This window comes from Marseilla massiliensis, from assembly GCF_016899955.1.
Lineage (GTDB): Bacteria > Bacteroidota > Bacteroidia > Bacteroidales > Bacteroidaceae > Prevotella > Prevotella intestinigallinarum.
Map to the genome: position 1 here is coordinate 38,663 of NZ_JACJJL010000007.1, position 18,493 is coordinate 57,155.

An 18,493-nucleotide genomic window follows, 5' to 3' on the forward strand; every position below is an offset into this window, starting at 1 on the left:
CCCAACCGTGCGGCGTCTGGCGTCGAGGCGTGGCGTGAGCCGCATCGTGGTTTTGCACGCGCGGCATCATCACGCCATTATGTGGCTCGCTGCATTTATGCATAATCCACAGCCATATTGCCTGAAATAGCCAATGGCCTGAGCCAGAGGTGGTTGGGTGAAGCGCATGGGCTGGCCGGCAGAACAGCCCGTATTGGAATGCAAGACGGCCTGTTCCGCGCTTCATAACGGCCCGTATTGCGCTTCAAAACGGCCCATGTTGCCCGCCGGCCACTGCACAGGGGTGGGATCGGGGCAGCAATGCCGGGTGTCCGAATGTTTTCGTTTACCTCGATTCACAGTGAATATGCGTTGCCATACTGCTTCACTCCTGCGTTCATTATGATGCGTTTTGTGGTGTGGTTTAGCCGGTGGCGTTGCTCGGAGCCATTTTTCCCAAAAAGCCGAACGTCGGTTGCTACGGTTGAGGCAGGCTTCGTTTACGCTACTTTCATGCACCATCGGCATCGGCCTTCTTCAAGTCGTGGCCTGCCGACAGGCATGCATAGCCGTGCATGCTCTGCTGTGATGGCCGCTTGCTTTTGGCCGTTGGCGTGACTTTGGGGGCCGGGGCGGCATCGGCGGCCGCCATACTGCCGTATGCCCAGTGGGGCGTCATGCCTGCTACTGAATGTTTTCAGCCTTGCTGCAGCCATGTTTCTGTAAACGGCAATGCCTTCGGGGGGGGCAGCATTGCCAACAGGCAACAGCCCCCGGGATAGGCCTTGACGGCAGTCGGCATGCAGGTTGCCTGGCAATTAGTCTGCGTGACATATGGCCAAGTGGTATTGCTGTTTTGTTTTTCATGCCTGTCGTGTTGGCAATGTAAGCCCCGTGTGCACTCACTGGCAGCCGTAATGTAGGCTTGTATAGAGCATGTGGCTTTCGTCTCATGGCATTGCCATTCCACATGAAAGGGGAGAACAGCCTCGCCTGGCGTATTCTCCCCTTCGGAATATGAGTTTAATTTTGTGTGTTTGTGATTACCCTTTCTTTATAAAATATCTGTTTTCATTTCATCAAGGCCATATCCTGCCACCGCCGATTTGAGCGTGTTTCCGTTTGGGTTAGCCTGTTTTCTTCGCAGAGAACGGCTATGCCATGAGGCAAGCATACATACATGTGCCGAAAACACTGCTCACACTGGCGGTAGGCGAAGCCGGAACATGCGCAGGATTCATCATCTTGCAAGTTCCAAAATCAGCATTCCACTATTGTTAAAGAAAGCCAGATGGCCGTTTTTCAGCTTGCCGAACGATTTCACCTGGGCAAGTGCGGTCATTATGTTGTTTTCATTTTCCATGTCGGGGCATGCCATCCTGGTAGTTGCGGCTTGCCCGAACGATATGCTTCGAGGCCCGTCCTTGCCTTGTTCTATGCCCCCCATGATGCGGTTGCAGCCGGTGGTGCCACTCAGTTTGTTGGCTTTTGTGTCGAACGACAACGCCGGTGCCTCTCTGTCTTTGGTGGTCTTCAGGCTCTGTCCGAACACCTTGGCTATGGTCCATTCGCCTTCCATTTCGGCGTAGGCCATGTCTTCAAATCTCTTTTCCAGCCTTGCCACCTTGTTTCCTTTCTCGTCGAGCAGTGCCAGCGAGCCGTCTTTTTCCTGCTTGAAGTCCTTGGCCTTGTTCAGGGCGGCCAACACCTTGCTTTCGGTCTCCATGTCGGGGCAGGCCATCATCGTGCTGCCCATCCTTTGGAAATCGGGCTTCTGCGTCTTGGGGTCTATCGAGCCCATTATCCTGTTGCATCCGCTGTAACCGTAGATGCGGCCCTCTTTCAGGTCAAAGCCAATGTAAGGTGCTTGTCCGGTTGTTGTCTTTATTGCGTTTCCGTCAGCCTCTGTTATGTTCCATTCGCTGTTCAAGGCTTCCTGAAGTCCTTTTTGTGGTTTGTTGCACGCAGTGAATGCCATTGCGCAAAGTGCTGCGGCTACGATTAGGTTTCTCTTCATGTCTCTGCTGTTTGTAAGTTGCTTATGTCTTGTTTGTCTACCACTAAAATGAGGTAGCGGCGCAAATATTGCATGGAAAAGTGTTAAAAAGAGCAAAACCGGCCCAGTCCGTCCCACCCGTGGGGCGGTTTTAGGCCGGCCGTGGTGTTGTCATTGTGTTTTCACCCTTATTATTTCCTTTATGTCTGTGGTGTAGTGCTTCGACGAATGCTCATGTTTCAATTGCCATGCACTGCCCGTTCCCTGCACTGCCACTTTCACGGTGTTATGCCCGTTTTTCCTGTTTATCGTGTCGATGGCCTTGGCCAGCCGCGCCTGTTTCTCGCGGTCGGTGGTGTCAAAGAGGTCGGCCTGAATTGCCTTGTCTGGCATGGTGTTCCATGTTATTACACCGGCTTTTTTGTAGTGATACCTGTTGTCGCCCGGCCATTCGGCCCTAAGCGCCTTGACCGCCGTGCTCACTATTTCCTGTTGGTCGTTGGTTGCCACTGCAAACTGTACTGTACGGTTGATGGGGTAGTGGGGCATGTCCGTCCTGAACCGGCTCGTGTAAGCGAATACCGTGAGCGTGGCGCAGCAGCTGTGCTGCTGTTTTAGCTTGCGTGAGCATGCCGCGGCAAAGTTTGCCACGGCTTCCTCCACCTTTCCCAGCTCGCACAGTCCGCCGTCGGCAAAGCTCCTGCTGGTGCAGATGCTTTTCTTTTGCGGCAGTTCGTCGATGTCTATGCAACTCGTGCCCCTCAGTTCCTGCCATGTTCGCACGCCGGTCACGGTGAGCAATTGCCTCACCCACGACTCGCTGAGGCGCGTAAAGTCCCATGCCGTTCGCACGCCGGCGCTTTCCAGCCGGGCCTTGTTGCGCCTTCCTATGCCCCACACTTCGCCTATGGGCAGGCCCATCAGTGCCTTTGTCCGTTTTTCGTCGGTGTCTATCATGCACACCCCGCCGTAGCCTTTGTATCGTTTGCCGTAATGTCCGGCCACCTTGGCCAGCGTTTTCGTGGGTGCGATGCCCATCGTTACGGGTATGCCCGTTCCCCGTCCGATAGATTTCACTATCTTCCTTCCGTAGTCGTACAGTTCGTTGCCGGTGCCGAGGCCGGACAGGTCGATGAAAGCCTCGTCGATGGAGTACTGGGTCAGTTCGGGCGAAAAGTCGGCAAGCATCATCATCACCCTGCGGCTCATGTCGCCGTAAAGCGCGTAGTTTGAGCTGAAAACGGCCACTTTGTTTGCCTCGAGCAGGTTTCGCGCCTGGTAGTATGGCACGCCCATGCCAATGCCCAAGGCCTTGGCCTCGTTGCTCCGTGCAATGACGCACCCGTCGTTGTTAGACAATACCACCACGGGCACGTCTCTCAGTGCGGGGTTGAACACTCTTTCGCACGAGCAGTAGAAGTTGTTGCAGTCTACAAGGCCGTACATTGCTCACCTCCTAAGTTGCCGCTTGATGTTGTATGTCAGTACGCCCCAAACTATGAAGTTGTTATCTTCAGTCACCTTTATCGGCTTGTATTGGTCGTTGGCCGGCATGAGCCACAGGCAGTTGGCGGCCTTGTCGGTCTTCACCCGCTTTAGGGTGAACTCGCCGTCGATGAATGCCACCACTATGTCGCCGTTTTGCGCTTCTATAGACTTGTCTATCACGAGCAGGTCGCCGTCGTCGATTCCGCATCCGGTCATAGAGTCGCCTACGGCCCTTGCGTAGAATGTTGTTGCGGGGTGGTGCACCAGTTCGTGGTTTAGGTCGATGCTTTCGCCCATATAGTCTTGTGCCGGCGACGGGAAACCGGCCCTGATGCCCTGGTCGGCAAAGGCCAGGTTGAGTTGGCTGCTCAGGTCAGCCGAATACAATTCCAGCTTCATTTGCCTTACCTGTATGTGGTGATGGTGCCGCCGTCGCTACCGGCATACCTCCTGAGCAGGTCTTGCATGTATGACGCGCAGGCTTCCACCTGCTTGCTGTCGCCGTCGTATCCGTTTACCAGAAACAGCACATGCGTAGTTTCCAGTGTCATTTTTGTTCGCTCGTTGTCGCTTGTCGGCGTTCCCACCCCGCCCTTCGCGTCGCGGTATACCGGCAGCCCGGCAATGTTGAGCAGCCCCCGGCCAATGCCCTCATACGGTTCGCCCTCGCGGCCAATGCCCAGTGTGAGCGTGTCGCCGCAGAATTTGTCGGCGTCAAACCCGCCTATGCTGTATCCGTAGGCCATGCTTGCCAGGTTGACAAGGTCTACGAGTGTGTCTATCCTGTATAGCTCCTTGCCCTGCAGCACCCGCCTTACCAGTGCTTCGCCCGACGGGCGGTAGCGGCTGGGGTCTTTGCCGCAAGCCCGGTAGACGCGCCGCGTGGCTTCTATTGCCGGCATCTGTTTCAGGCTTTCGGTGGTCAGCCTGCTGCGGTAGTCGGCACTCAATGCGCCTATCTCTTGCCACAGCGCGTCGCTGTGCCCGCTGTTTTGTGCTGTGGCTTCAACGGCGGCGCCCACAAAGCCTGGGCACACCGTCTCTATTTCGTCTGATACGATGATGTTGATCATATTTTATCCGTTTGTGTTGTCAATCATTTTGAGAAACTCTTCCTCGCCCACAATGCGCACGCCCAGCTTCTCTGCCTTCTGGAGCTTGGCCGGCCCCATGTTGCTCCCGGCCAGTATGAATGATGTCTTAGAGCTTATGCTGCCCACGTTTTTGCCCCCGTTGCGCTCTATCATGTCTTTGTATTCGTCGCGGCTGTGGTGTTCGAACACGCCGCTTATCACTATGGATTGGCCTGCCAGGGCGTCGCCCGTGCCGGCATCATCAGCCTCGCTCACGCCCATCTGGAGGCCGCAAGCCCTCAGGCGGTCTACTATCTCGAGGTTGGCCGGGTCGTGGAAGTAGGTGATGACGCTTTTGGCTATCACCTCGCCAATGCCGTTGACGTCGGTGAGCTGCTGCAGTTGCGCCCCGGCGAGGGCGTCCATGGTGCGGAAGCGCCGCGCGAGCAGCTTGGCGGCCGTCTCGCCTACAAACCTGATGCCGAGGGCGAAGACCACCCGCTCGAACGGCACAGCTTTTGATGCCTCTATGCTTTTCACAATCTTCCGGGCCGACTTCTCGCGCGTGCCGCCTCCGTTGATGTCTTCGACACGTATGTCATACAGGTCGGCCACGTTGTGTATGAGGCCACGGCGGAAGTATTCGTCAACCGTCTCAGGCCCAAGGCTGTCGATGTTCATGGCCTTGCGCGAGATGAAGTGCTCTATGCGGCCCTTTATCTGCGGCGGGCAGCCGGTGTCGTTGGGGCAATAGTGGGCTGCTTCACCCTCATACCTGACGAGTTGTGTGCCGCATTCCGGGCAATGGGTGATAAACGTCACCTGCTCCATCCCGGGCGTGCGGGCATCGGTGTCCACCCCGACAATCTTCGGTATTATCTCGCCTCCCTTCTCCACATAAACGTAGTCGCCTATGTGCAGGTCAAGGCTTCTGATGAAGTCTTCGTTGTTCAGCGTGGCCCTTTTCACGGTGGTGCCGGCCAGTTGCACCGGCTCCATGTTGGCCACCGGCGTCACCGCCCCTGTGCGGCCCACCTGGAAGGTCACTTCCGTGAGCCTGGTGCGCTCCCTTTCAGCCTTAAACTTATAGGCTATTGCCCACCGGGGGCTTTTTGCCGTGTAGCCCAGCGCCCGCTGCTGGCGCAGCGAGTTCACCTTGAGCACAATGCCGTCGGTGGCCACGGGCAGCGTCTTGCGCTCCGTGTCCCAGTGGTTTATGTAGTCGTATATTTCTTCCAGGCTCGTTGCCTTGCGCATCCCGCTGCTTATCTTGAAGCCCCATCGGGCGGCTTCCGCCAGGTTTTCGTAGTGCCCGTCGCCCGGCAGCTCTTCGCCGAGCAGGTAATACAGGTAGGCGTCGAGGCGGCGGCTGGCCACGAGGGCCGAGTTTTGGCTCTTCAGGGTGCCGCTGGCCGCGTTGCGTGGGTTGGCAAACAGGGGTTCTTCGGCGGCTTCGCGCTCGGCGTTGAGCTGCTCAAACACATTCCAGGGCATCAGTATCTCGCCGCGTATCTCAAACTCGCGGGGGTAGCCTTTGCCCGTCAGCACGAGCGGTATTGAGCGAATTGTCTTCACGTTGTCGGTCACGTCGTCGCCCCTTACGCCGTCGCCTCGGGTCACGGCTTGCGTCAGCCGGCCGTCGACATAGGTCAGGCTTATCGACAGGCCGTCGTATTTCAACTCGCAGCACACGTCAAACCGTTCACCGTTCAGGCCCTTGCTCACCGACTCATACCAGTCGGCCACGTCCTGTTCGTTGTATGTGTTGGCCAGCGAGAGCATGGGGTAGCGGTGCTCCACCTGCCTGAATTCTTTGTTGATGTCGCTGCCCACGCGCTGTGTCGGCGAGGTAGGGTCGGCCATTTCCGGGTGGCGTGCCTCGAGTTCTTGCAGTTCGTGCATCATCATGTCAAACTCCATGTCGCTGATGGTTGGAGCGTTCAGCACGTAGTATCTGTGGTTGTGCTCGTGCAGCTCGTTGCGCAGCTGCACTATCCTTTCTTTTTCGTTCATGTCGTTCTGTTGTCTTCGGTTTGCAAAGTTACTCATTTTTATCCATCACCGATGTTCTTCCCTGCGAAAAAAATGCTATTGCCATTCTCAGTGTTTTTCGCATGTTGTGGGCAGGATGCAAAAAGAGCGCACCGCCATGTGCCCTCTTGTGAAGAGTGGCAATGGCGGTGCGCCCTTTTTGCGTTTACGGCCTTGCGGCCCCATGTTGTGCTTTCTATCTCACAACGACCTTTGTCTTTTCGCCATGTGCGCTTACTATGCAAATACCGGCCGGTGCTTCCACAATGTCAGTTCCATCGGCCACACCTTCAGCCACGAGCTGTCCTCCGGCCGCATATACCTTATATGCAACAGGCTCACCGTTTGCGCTGATGTTTATGCAGCCTTTACCGCCTGTCACGCTACAGCCATCCGATGCCGCAATTTCGTCGTTTATGTCCGCCGGGAAGTCGGCTGTCTCGCGTATTTCGGCAAAGCCCTTGGCAAACATTGAGGCCTCATACAGGCTCTTAGTGCCGATGGGAACATACAGAACGGCATCTGCCGCAATCTTGTCGAAAGGCGGCTGCGGGGCATTGGCCGCGCCTGAGCCTGCATTGGCCATGCTGTGTATGAACTGAACTTCGGGAGGCGTCTGCCTCGGGCAGTACACTTCGCGTAGGTTCTCGCACCCGGCGAATGCCGAATTGCCAATTCTTTCAAGAGATTCCGGCAGAATGAGCTTTGTCAGGCTCATGTTTCCGAAAAATGCTTCGTTGCCTATTGCCTCAAGTTTACCCGGCAACGCCAATGTGGTGAAGCCGCACGACTTGAATGCTTCTTGGAATATCATTGCGAGTTCTGACGGCCATCTAACATCGCTTAGTCTGTTGCAATCTTCAAACACGTTGTTCACTATTACGGTCAATCGGTTGGGCAGTACGATCTTACGCATGGACCAATCATCGTAAAAGGCGTATTCCTCAATGTTTTTTACGCTTTCAGGAATTATCATCTCCTCTACTTTTGCAATATTTGCAAATGCGAAGGGGCCAATGTTTTCAATCCCGTATGGAATGTCAATGGTCATTAAGTTGGAGCACAAGTTAAACGCTTCTATTCCAAGGTGCCTGATGGTCGATGGCAAGCTGACCGATTTTAGGCTATAGCAGCTATAAAAGCAGCCTGCTCCGATTGATTCTACACCTTCCGGTATGATGGCAGTCTTTAGGTAATTACATTGGTTAAATGCCATATCCCCGATGCTTTTGAGTGTTGTCGGGAATCTTATTTCTCTCATTGTTGGGTTGCAAAACACTTCGTTTCCTATGACCCGAAGCGTTTTTGGCAGCACTATCGAATCGAGATGTACCGGGTCAAATGATATGTAAAACGCATTTTCGGGCAGCGAATCGTTCTCAACCTCGCTTTCGCCTAAGTCAATCACCCGCAACTTACCTTTGGCGAGGCATTGGCGCATCACCGGGAAGTCAGTGTGCTTCAAGCTTCCCTTAACCACCAGCGTGTCTATTTCCAGCATGTCTTCGCCCAGCAATGCCTCCAAAGCCTGCCCGTCTTTCACGTCAACCACCCTTTTTGTCTGTGCCTCTATGGCGTTGGCCAAGAGCAACAGCATCAATATCAAAACTTGTTTCATAGTTGTAAAGCCTTTAAAGGCAGGCCGGGCAGCCCCCGGCCTGCACTGGTTTCGTCATTCGTTTACTATTCTCTTTGTATCCATTGTTACGCCATTCTCTTCGAGGGAGACCACATACACCCCTTTAGGACAGTTGCGTATCTCTGCCACTGCTTTCGTTTCGGTCTTGTTTATTTTTATCTCTTTGTTAAACATTGGGTTTGCTACAGAGGTTATTTTCAGTCTTGTCTTATCAGTTGCAGGCATGGAGAGTTCCACTGCAACGTCATTCTTGTTACTTGAATTGAATGCTGCAGACTTTATGTTTAATGCGTTGGATATGTTAATATTGGCATAGCTTACGGCTCCATCTTTGTTGGATATTACGCGAAGTTTATATTGACCAAATTTTTCAATGGGTAAACTGATATTATTACCATGCCCGACAAGATTGTTGCTTGCATCGTACCATTCGTATTTGGCGTTTTCATGTACGTTCCCTGCCGTTAACGTGTAATTGCCGTTGTCAATCTTGTAGCTTGCTGTTGGGGCCATTGCTGGTCTTGGTGTTATGCGAACCTCGAATGCTTCTCCTCCGACATAATTGCCGTTTTCATCTGCTTGGGCAACATGGAATCGTAATGTGTCGTTTTGAGTTACAGCAGTGTTTGCAAGAACCCTACACGTGAATAGTACATCATCAACTTGTGAGCCTGTTAGTTTCAGGTTGTTCAATTTGCTGTCTGTATCAAGTAATCGTATGACTTGTGGGTTTGCCGTGCTGTATGATAAATTACTTCCTTTCATACCTCCGGCTTTCCATGCATTGAGTATTGGGTTTGACAACTGCATTGATACTTCTATCTTGTCAAAGACCGATGTCGTGGAGTTCTTGTCTGGCAAAACGACAATGTCATAGTTAGCCGTGTTTGAAGTCATATTACGTACAAGGACTGGCACATTATTGGTGGATATGTCATTGTCATTGATTATAGTTAAGTTCTTTTGGACAATCTTTTTACTTTGAGATTTTTTATCAATAATCTTTTTTAAACTATCAATTGTGATTAATGGTGAGTCCCAATACGTGTCTTTGATTCTGGCGAGAATGCAAATGTGAAGATTTTTGCCAGTTTCTAAAGCTTCTTTTGTGATCTCATCATATAGAATAGTTGGCATTTCCAATATTTTACTTTCACCTGCTTTTATGTTTATACCAATCCCTGATTGATGAAGTTCGTTTCCGTATTTTGTTTCTGTCATTGGATTTGAAATCCCTAACCATGCATCTGCATCTTGTCCAAATGCAGTATTTGCCCAATATGCTTGTATATATTTTCCATTTCCATTATAGTCTTTTATCCCTCTGTTAGTTATTCTATAATAAACATATACGAGTTGTTTTAGACTATTAATCTTTATTGGTTCACTTTCTTGATGCTCAAAACCGTCATCTGTATTGCGTATCCAGATGTCGGGGCTGTTCCAATATTCCGGTGCGGTCAAGTTTGGCTCTTTGCCTGTGTCTTCAATGTTATCTCTCATATACAAGTCAACATCCAACGGAATGTTGTTGAAAGCAAGGTCTTCTCCAACAGACTTAGGTATGGAAGAGTACATTGGTGTTTCTTTTTTTAAATCGTTGGCTTGTGCGTAATTGAATGCTTCCTCCATTGTGATGCGGTCATTATTATCAGGGTCAGAGAACACGGTTCCTCCAGTATGTCTGTTACGTTCGTTAATGGCATTTGTCCAATGGAACACGAATTCATCGTATGGAATATTGGAGCAGGCATATGAAGATTCGCTTCCGCTGCAGGCTGTCGCTATAACGCGGCCGGATTTTTCGAGGTTATCAATGAAGCCCCCTGAGAAGCATTGCCCTAAAACTACGTTAATTGACCTTGCGTTGAATTGATCAAGTAAAGTAGCTAATTCTGTATCGTATAGTTTTTCGCTATTCCATAGGCAAATATATGATTTGGATATGTAGTCATTAGTGCCGCCATGGTCAATTACGAATAAAAAGAATTGATCTTCAGATGTCACTTTTGATGCCATCTTGTTTATCTCGTTTATTACATTCTTTTTTGTTGCTGCATATTCAAGTTCATCCTGTCCATCAAAATCCAAGTCCAAAGAAGAAGATACAAACTTGCCTATTCCATAATCATAGCTGTCAGCATCAGGATCGTTTCCGTCGGCCATGATTGGAACTATGTTACCCTTTGGAATCCCATATTTGTTTGTTAGTGTCTGATATATGTATGAACAGTCATTCCAGTAGCGGCCGTAATTACTTATTGGACTTATTCCTCCGCTGAGGATTATTGCATACGTGCGTTTGGCTATTTCTGAATTGCTGTTCGTTTGCGTATTTTTAGGAACCCGGAGCTTTAGATTGTAATTGTTGCCATATCTGTTTTTGATACGCGCCGGTGTGGCAACGATTCCATTTGGAAGTGAGTCTAAGTGGTCTATGCTTGTTGGGGCAATATAAATTATTGCTGGATCCATATTTGTTTTTATACTTTTAGGCATCGTGTATATGGTACATTTATGATTCCAGCCTTTGTTGGGCTCTTCGTCAACAAGTATTTTCCATCCTAGATTAAACATTGGAGGTAATGACACCTTATTGGGGAGATTAACATGAGCGGTGTCCCATGTTATATTGGGATCAAGTTTATAAAAGTCTACGCTATCACGATTTGGGTACATACTAATTACTTGATTCAGTGCAACTTCAAACGTAACTTCTTTGACTTCCTGCGGAGGAAATACTTGTATTTGTGCAGATACTGTGCTTGTTATTACCATTGCAAATGTAATTGCAATCAGACTGAATATTCTTTTCATGTTGTTTAGATTTTTAGATATAGGATAATATTACTGTAAATGATACGTCTTACAACGAAAATCTCTATTGCTAAAGGTTTCAGTTATAATATATTAGTTAGAGGGAACCATGGAGCCTCTGTGAGTTTGCTCAGTTCCATGATGTCGTACAAGGCCGTTTTGGATGATTGGCCGTTTAGATTTGTTGTCATGTTGTTGGCTGGCAAATCCGGTATATGTGAGATGCCGGTGCGGCAGCCTTGCTACGTGTTCATGCGTTTTTGACTTTTGCGTTATACGTTGATAACGTCGCAATGAAGAAGTTGCATGCGGATGCAACGGCTTCTACTTATGGATTGTGGGCTGCTTAGTGTATGTCTTTTCCATAGGCATTTATTGTTTTATGTTTGAATTTATCCGCAAATATAGCTATTTGTATGATAAATGCCAAGTTTTATGATGATATTGTTATTGTGCTGTAGGTTATTTAATGTTTATTAATATTGTGTCCGTAGCGTGATATGTGCCTTGCGTGAGCACTGTTTACTTGTTGTTGAACATTGTAATTGCGTATTCTTTATATTGGCATATATTATAATGTGACTTGGTTCGCCTTGTGGCCAAGCGCAGAGTAGGCCGTTCTTCAATACGGAACGGCCTACTTCTGTTGCGTGCGTGTCGTTTGTTATGGCTGCCCACGCAGTATGGGGCGGTCATCTGAATGTAGGGTGGTTGTGTGGCGTATGCCCGGGGCGGTGAGTTTGCTGCCGCGGGCCGACGCTGCCGGTAAGTGTCGGTGTGAATACCGTGAGTAGGTAAGGTTCAGAACGGTGCAAACTCCTTGTGGCTGGCAGTGCATATTGCCATGCACTCCATCTCGATGAGCCACCCGGGGCGGCATACCGGGGCGTGGACTATGAGCCGTGGCGTTGAGGGAAACCTGCCGTCGAACATGGCTTTCACCGTGGAGTAGTCGGCCGGGTCGCGCAGGTAGACTGTCATCTGTGCCACATCGTCGAACGTGCAGCCAGCCTCGCGGAGCAGCGCCTCGACGTTGCCCCACATGCGCTCCGTCTGTTTCCTTATGTCGCCCGGGTAGACCACATCGCCGTTGGTGTCGATGCTGGCCGTGCCCGATATGAACACGTGGTGGCGGTCGCCGTATTCCACGCTTGTGCCGCGCTCGAAACTCACCCCGTAGTCGCTGGTGCGGTTCATGTGGTCGGCGGCATACAGGTGCTGTATTTGCTCTTTGCAGATGCCTTTGATGGCGTAGTTGTCCATTTGCACCGACACCGTGGCGTCTTCCTGCCTTCCGCCTATGCCTGTGCTGGCAATGAAATGCGTTGCCGGCGTGAGGCTTTGCGTGGCAAAGACCTCGTTGCGCGCCTTGACCATGCCGGCGTAGTTGATGTCGACATCGTTGACGAAAAACCACGTGCGGATGCAGTTGTCAGCCAGGCTGCAACCCTCTGCGGCAAGCTGCATCACATAGCTGTTTAGCAGCAGGCGCGTTTGCAGCTCCGAGTTGGCTTCGTGGCGGTGGGCGCCGCCGTCCCACAGGTGGGTGTATCTGCCGTGGGCCACACGGTAGAGTCCGCTCGGCGAGATGGCCGTGGCCACTCCAGACTGCATGTATACCCACAGTGCCACCTTGGTTCCGTCGAGCGGAGCCTGCTCGATTACCGACAGGGCGCAGTCTGACCCCTCGGCCGCCATTGCGTGGATGGTGGCCGCCTGGTTGGCGGCGTCGCTCAGGTAGTAGCGTTTGAACACGGCCTCAGTGCCCCGCAGTTCGTTGGAGCGCAGCTCGTCGTAGGTGTTGAGCAGGGCGTCGAGCTGCTCGGCGTAGCTCAGCGATGTGTCTGTCACGTGTATCACGGCTTGGCATTCCCTTGCCTCAGTGCCGTTGTCAAACTCGAATATCTCTGTCTTTGTGTTGGCTTTGCTTACAGTCTGTTTGTTCATAGTTGTTTTATTGTGTTAATGGTGTAGTCATTTCAGGCGTAGGTGTGCATTCCGCTGCCCAGGAAATAGTTTACCCCGAAATACGTCATCAGTATGGTCAGGAAGGCTGCGGCCATGAATGCGTGGAAGCACAGCGGTCGCCTCAGGGCGGGCAGCGTGTCGGTGTGGGCAGCCACGGCGTAGACCATGAGGGTTATCAGGGCCCATGTCTCCTTGGGGTCCCATCCCCAGTATTGCCCCCACGACACGTTGGCCCACACCGCCCCGACGAAGGTGCCTATGCCGAGTGCCGCCAGGGCGGGGTAGAGCAGCAGCCGCGAGAGCAGCTGCAGCGATGCCAGTGGCGCCTCGGTGCTTCCGGCTGAGCCCCTGAGCCTGTGCGCGGCGGCTATGGCCAGGGCCGTTACACCGCAGATGAACGTCAGCGAGAGCAGGGCGAAGGCAAGCATGATGACCGACACGTGGATGCTCAGCAGTGGCGAATTGAGCACCGGCATTATGTTGGTTATGGCTGGGTCCATCTGTCCGATGTGCGACACGAGCAGGAAGAAGCCCGCCATGAGGAATCCGAAAGTGAGGGCGATGGGAAACCGCCGGCTGGCCGCCATCGACAGCAACATGACGAGCCACGCAACGAGCAGCATGGTCTCGTAGCCGTTGGACATGGGAATGTTTCCAGAGACAATCCATCGTAGCGCCCCGCAGAAGGTGAGCGCGGCAAAGGCGGCGCCCATAGTGGCGAGGCTTATGCGGCGCACGGCCTTGCAGGCCCTGCCGTCTGCCATGGTGTCGGGGCGCGGGGCGCTGAGGCGTATGATGGCGGCGGCCAGCGTGACGAGGCCCATGGCGAGGCACACCATGAAGAGGATGGTGGCAAAGGGTATGGCGTTGTATGTGCGCTCGGCCCACGTCTGCACGGACCCGGGCAGCGAGTGGCCGGCGTTTTGCGTCTGGTAGGCCGCCATCTTGTCGATGATGGTGCGAGCGGCGGGCGTGTTGCCTTTCAGAATCTCGCCGTAGAGCAGCGAGAACACGTTGGCCATGTACAGCCGCCGGTCGTTGCCTATGGTGTCGGGCAGGTTGTCGGTGGGCGCATACCACGTGGTGTGGCCCCCCGCGGTGTGCGGAAACACCTTGAGCGTCAGTCCGCGGCGCAGCTCCATTATGAGCTGAATCTTGTTGTCAATGTCGGCCGCCTGCTTGTGGAATGCGTCGCGGTTGCCCCTGTAATACTCGTGTATGTATGGGCCGAGAATGTATCCGCCCATGTCGGAGTTGAAAAACGTGTTCACCGAGACGTAGTCGGGCAGCTGCAAAGTCTCTTTCAGCTCGCCGTCCTTCAGCTTTATGAATGGTTCGTCGCTCCACTCGTCGCCCCAGAATATCCATCCCGAGAGCACCTGCTCGGCCGTGAGGCCCCGGTACGAGCGGCTTCCGTGCAGTTTCTTGGTGAAGTCGATGGCCAGCGTCTGCAGCTGGCATATCCTGTCGTTGTACAGTATGTTGAGCCTGCCGAGCCTGTCGGCGTCGGCCTCGGGCAGGGTGGTGGCTGCCCGTGCGGCCTGGGGGGCCATGGCCAGCAGTGCCGCCGCGCCCATGATGCCGCGCCTGAGCAGCGGGCTGCGCAGCAGTTTGCGGTAGGTGGCCCCGGGGTCGATGAGCATCCACACGAGCGAGATGAACAGCAGGGCGTAGCCGGTGTAAGTCACGGCTATGCCCCACGGGTCGGAGTTGACAGCCAGTATGCTGCCCCTCATGTCTTCGTCGTACGAGCTTTGGTATAGCCTCACGGAGCTGTAAGTCATGATGTTGTTCATAGAAACACGGCCTTTGGTCTGTGCGGTGCCGTCGATGATGGTCAGCGCCGACACGTAGTCGGACGGCGCCTTTGTGCCTTTGTAGTATTCGATGTCGAACCTGTCGAGGCGAATCTCGAACGGCAGGCTACGCGTGGCAGGTGTATCTGTTCCGTTGTCTTCGTAATAGGTGGCTGTGGGCTGGCCTATGCGCAGGTGAATCATGCCCCTGCGGGCAGTAAGGTGGGTGAGCAGCGCGCCGGCAAGGATGATGGCGAGCGATGCGTGGAGCGTCAGCAGCGACCACCGCCTGAGCCTGCGCCTGGCAATCCACGCAATGCCTGTGGCGGCCAGCATGGCCCACAGCAGCGTGAACCACCACGCTCCGTAGATGTGTGTCGACACGAAGTCGGTGCCTTCCGACTTCTCTATTACCGTTGCGGCGGCCATGGCCGCTATGGTGAGTATGTAGAATGCGAAAAGAGCTTTCCTTGTCATATCCTTGCAGGTTGGTTTGTGTCAGGGTTTAGCCGGGCCGGTGGCTGTGTGCCAGGCCGGCCCGGCCGAAGGTTGCGACGGTAGGTAGGGGCCGTCAGATAGAGCGCAAGAACTTGACCACCGCGTCGCGGTCGGCCTTAGGCAGGTTGTAGAACTTGTACGCACTGTCGTATGCCTGGCTCTTCTTGCTGTAGCAGTGCCACATTATAGCCTCCACCTCGTTGCGTGCGCGGCAGTCGTGCAGGCGGTCTTCGGCCCCGGTGTTGATGAGCGACAGGCCACGCCCCCAGAGCGGGGTGGTGCGGCACCACGAGCCGTGGATGTCGTTGGCCATGTACAGCTTGTGCTGCACGAAGTCGGAGTAGGGGTAAATCTTCTGCTTGGGATACTTCGGCAGCGGGCGCCCCTTTATTACGTCGGGCGTCCAGTAATTGTCGTCGCCCGTAGTCCACGACGGCCTGTGGCAGGTGGCGCAGCCCATTTCCATGAACAGTTTCTTGCCTCTCTGCACGTCGGGGTCGTTGAGGTTGCGTGCCCGCGGTATCGACAGGCCGCGGTGCCACACCATGAACGCATAGAAGTTGTCGGTGCTCATGTCGGGCGTGAAGTTGTGCCACTTGTTGTCAAACTGGTTGGTGTTGGGCGATAGGAGGTTCTTCACGGCGTCGGCAATGCCCTCGTCGGTGCCGTCGGCATAGTATGGCGACGTCGGGTCGCGCTTGATGGCGCTTATCACGTCGGCGTTCATCGACATGGCGTCGGCCCATGCTTGTGTGGTGTAGAGCTTAGGCCGGTCGGGTCGCGACACGTTGGGTATGTTCCACATGGCGTTGGCTCCGGCCCCGTCTTGCAGGCTGGCCCTGGTGAGCGCATAGGTGTACCGCTTTATCTTGCCCGTCACGGCAGTGCCGTCGGCCAGAGCGCCCGGGCTTGTCCAGTTGGTGTAGTAAGCGGTCGACGCCCAGTCGTTGGCCTCTTTGTCCCACATGGCCGGGTTGACCTCAGAGTATCGTGCCGTGAGCTCATACTGCTTTTTCAGCGAGTCGTCGGGTATGGCGTCAATAAGTCCGGTTCCAATGATGCCGATAGTCGACTCGAGGCGCACCGCGTAGTTGGTTGGCACGGGGTAAGTGTTGAAGGCCGAGGGGGCGATGGTCACCTCGGGGTAAATCAGTTCGTAAGAGTCGCCGCCGTTGGGGAACGTCATCGACAGTCCGCTCTCCATTGCCGTGACGTTCTTCCAGGTTATTGTTATCTTGTCTTCGTCGACAGGTGGCAGGAACGGCGATACTGCCTGTGTCTGCGGCATGCCCGTCACCTCGCTGATGTATGGGCCGTCGTTGCTGTTTGCCCCGTCGTCGGGATGGTATATCACGAGCAGGTAGCCATTGCCGAAGCCGGCCTTGTAGGAGTCTTGCCGCTTTCCGTGGCCGTAGCCCGGGTGGCAGTCAATGCACGACTTGCGCACCGAGGCCGGGCCGAGCCCGTTGAAGGGTGGCGTGTCGATGGTGACATTGCGCTCAAAGAACATCTCGCCGCGGTTGAACTGGTCGGTCAGTCCCATGTTGGTTGTGGCCGGGGTCTCGTCTTCATAGCATCCTTCCGACACGTTGAGCGTTGTGCCCAGCTCTCCTCCGGGATACCATTCGTCGGCAGAGAAGTTGCCCACGGCCTTTCCGATGTACGACACATCGTCGACAGCGCCGGTCTGTCCGCCTCCTGTCGAGGGGACGTCGTCGGAGCATGCCGCCATCGACAGGCAGATGCATCCGGCCAAGAGCTGAATGTTTCTTGTCTTGTTCAAATTCATAATCGTATTTTTTAGTTATTAATCAGTATGTGCTCGTGCCGGCAGCGGCGCCGGCACGAGTCAACAGTCACAGTGTGTTGTAATGTCGTCAGTTGATTGAAATCCAGTCGGAAGCCTTGTTCAGCTCGCTGTCAAGCTCGGCAATGGCATCCATGGCCGTCTTCACATAGTCGGCCTGTGGGGCGTCGACAAATGCCACGCCGGAGTTGATGCAGGCATCGAGGGCCGTGAACGAGCTCTGGAGGGCGTTCTCGAGCGATGTCGCCATGGTCGGGTTATACTTTCTCAGGTATGCCATGATCGACTTGTTCTCGTCGCGACTGCCTTCCACTCCGCCGTAGATGGAGTTTTCTATGCTTATGATGTTGTCCTTGAAATCCACAAACGACTTCTTGCTGTAGGGCGACTCGATGTAGTTGGGGTCGGCTCCGGTGTATGCCTGGCCTATCTTCTGCCCGCTCACCTCCTGAGCTATGTTGGCGCACCCGGCCACGAGAATGGTGTTCATCACCACGCGCCATGTTGCATAGGTGCTGCCAATGTTGGTAGCCTCGAGCATGTTTTTGCCATAGGTGTAGTTGTTGCCTTCCACAGTGTTGGGCAGTTCACACTCGTCGACAACGCGGGTGATGTGGTCGCTCGGTGCGTTCTCGTTCCATGAAACCTCGAGTTGCCAGCAGCGGTCGCGCAAGTCGCCGGCCACGGCAGCGGCATATATCAGCTCCTCGCGGCCCGACACGCGTACGCCTTTGCTCGTGAAGGCCTCGTCGGTTTCGTAAGCCCTCAGGCTCTCGACGGTGCGGTTGGCTCCGTTGCGGAACAGGATGAACTCAATGCCGTGGAATCCCAGCAGCTCCTGGCCCATCTTGTTGCCGGCGTAGCTGATGCCCTCATCGCCATTGTCGAGCATGGCTATCTTGTCGGCATTGCTTAGCTCGGTTACAAGACCGTCGAGGTCGAGCGGCCATGTGTCGATGTGCGGGTCGATGCCGAACACTGTTGCCGCCCCGTAGAGGAACGCCTCGCTTTCCTCCCACGACTGGCGTGCCTGCAGGAACTTTGAGCATATAGCGTCGAACTCTGTCTGCGTGAGGCTCGTTGGGTCGGCCTTGAACTTGTCTTTGGCTTCGGCCAGCATCTCATACAGCTCGCCCGTCTCCGTGGCCAGGTCGCTGTATGTGGGGTAGACCACATTGTTGACATACTGGGTGGTGATGTCTTTCATCATCTGTTCCTTTTCGCCCAATGCCGACTCGTCAGTACTGCCGTCGCCGTTGTCGTCGCTGCACGATGTTAACCCGGCGGTCATGGCCATTGCCATTGCAAAGGCGGATGCATAGTAAAATAATCTTTTCATTGTGTAATATTGTTAGTTGTTATTGGATGTTTGTCTGTCGGTGCCCGTTTGCGCGCTGTGTG

At 53.8% G+C, this 18,493-nt stretch carries 11 protein-coding genes; all 11 read right to left on the reverse strand.

The features are described 5' to 3' along the window. Nucleotides 1-1,219 precede the first annotated feature (1,219 nt). A complete protein-coding gene (locus H6B30_RS05515) occupies nt 1,220-1,996 on the reverse strand; it encodes an META domain-containing protein (protein ID WP_205108709.1) in 777 nt (258 codons plus the stop codon). 150 nt (nt 1,997-2,146) lie between these two features. Next, on the reverse strand, nt 2,147-3,421 hold the full coding sequence (locus H6B30_RS05520; RefSeq protein WP_205108711.1) for a Y-family DNA polymerase: 1,275 nt from the start codon (nt 3,419-3,421) through the stop codon (nt 2,147-2,149). 3 nt (nt 3,422-3,424) lie between these two features. Further along, a complete protein-coding gene (locus H6B30_RS05525; protein ID WP_205108713.1) occupies nt 3,425-3,862 on the reverse strand; it encodes a LexA family protein in 438 nt (145 codons plus the stop codon). 5 nt (nt 3,863-3,867) lie between these two features. Continuing rightward, the gene (locus tag H6B30_RS05530) at nt 3,868-4,533 is read right to left on the reverse strand and encodes a phenylalanine--tRNA ligase beta subunit-related protein (RefSeq protein WP_205108876.1); all 666 of its coding nucleotides are present in this window, start codon (nt 4,531-4,533) and stop codon (nt 3,868-3,870) included. A 6-nt stretch (nt 4,534-4,539) separates the two neighbouring features. Beyond that, entirely contained in the window at nt 4,540-6,549 is a 2,010-nt protein-coding gene (gene ligA / locus H6B30_RS05535; RefSeq protein ID WP_205108715.1) for an NAD-dependent DNA ligase LigA, read from the reverse strand. A 214-nt stretch (nt 6,550-6,763) separates the two neighbouring features. Then, complete coding sequence (locus tag H6B30_RS05540) at nt 6,764-8,119, reverse strand: leucine-rich repeat protein (protein WP_205108717.1); 1,356 nt, start codon at nt 8,117-8,119, stop codon at nt 6,764-6,766. Nucleotides 8,120-8,239: 120 nt separating this feature from the next. Then, nucleotides 8,240-11,023 carry a C13 family peptidase gene (locus H6B30_RS05545; protein ID WP_205108718.1) on the reverse strand — a complete coding sequence of 928 codons (2,784 nt, stop codon included), beginning with the start codon at nt 11,021-11,023 and terminating at the stop codon, nt 8,240-8,242. 801 nt (nt 11,024-11,824) lie between these two features. Further along, complete coding sequence (locus tag H6B30_RS05550) at nt 11,825-12,970, reverse strand: Rid family hydrolase (RefSeq protein ID WP_205108720.1); 1,146 nt, start codon at nt 12,968-12,970, stop codon at nt 11,825-11,827. Between the two features lie 32 nt (nt 12,971-13,002). Next, complete coding sequence (locus H6B30_RS05555; protein WP_205108728.1) at nt 13,003-15,264, reverse strand: cytochrome c biogenesis protein CcsA; 2,262 nt, start codon at nt 15,262-15,264, stop codon at nt 13,003-13,005. A gap of 94 nt (nt 15,265-15,358) precedes the next feature. Further along, nucleotides 15,359-17,074, reverse strand: coding sequence for a di-heme oxidoredictase family protein (locus H6B30_RS05560; protein WP_205108730.1), 1,716 nt, complete (start codon nt 17,072-17,074; stop codon nt 15,359-15,361). Between the two features lie 88 nt (nt 17,075-17,162). Next, on the reverse strand, nt 17,163-18,431 hold the full coding sequence (locus H6B30_RS05565) for an imelysin family protein (protein WP_205108732.1): 1,269 nt from the start codon (nt 18,429-18,431) through the stop codon (nt 17,163-17,165). Between the last annotated feature and the right edge of the window lie 62 nt (nt 18,432-18,493).

Coding starts and splice junctions, on each gene's coding strand:
- H6B30_RS05515 (WP_205108709.1), bottom strand. CDS start 1,996: ATGAAGAGAAACCTAATCGTAGCCGCAGCACTTTGCGCAATGGCATTC.
- H6B30_RS05520 (WP_205108711.1), bottom strand. CDS start 3,421: ATGTACGGCCTTGTAGACTGCAACAACTTCTACTGCTCGTGCGAAAGA.
- H6B30_RS05525 (WP_205108713.1), bottom strand. CDS start 3,862: ATGAAGCTGGAATTGTATTCGGCTGACCTGAGCAGCCAACTCAACCTG.
- ligA (WP_205108715.1), bottom strand. CDS start 6,549: ATGAACGAAAAAGAAAGGATAGTGCAGCTGCGCAACGAGCTGCACGAG.
- H6B30_RS05545 (WP_205108718.1), bottom strand. CDS start 11,023: ATGAAAAGAATATTCAGTCTGATTGCAATTACATTTGCAATGGTAATA.
- H6B30_RS05550 (WP_205108720.1), bottom strand. CDS start 12,970: ATGAACAAACAGACTGTAAGCAAAGCCAACACAAAGACAGAGATATTC.
- H6B30_RS05555 (WP_205108728.1), bottom strand. CDS start 15,264: ATGACAAGGAAAGCTCTTTTCGCATTCTACATACTCACCATAGCGGCC.
- H6B30_RS05560 (WP_205108730.1), bottom strand. CDS start 17,074: ATGAATTTGAACAAGACAAGAAACATTCAGCTCTTGGCCGGATGCATC.
- H6B30_RS05565 (WP_205108732.1), bottom strand. CDS start 18,431: ATGAAAAGATTATTTTACTATGCATCCGCCTTTGCAATGGCAATGGCC.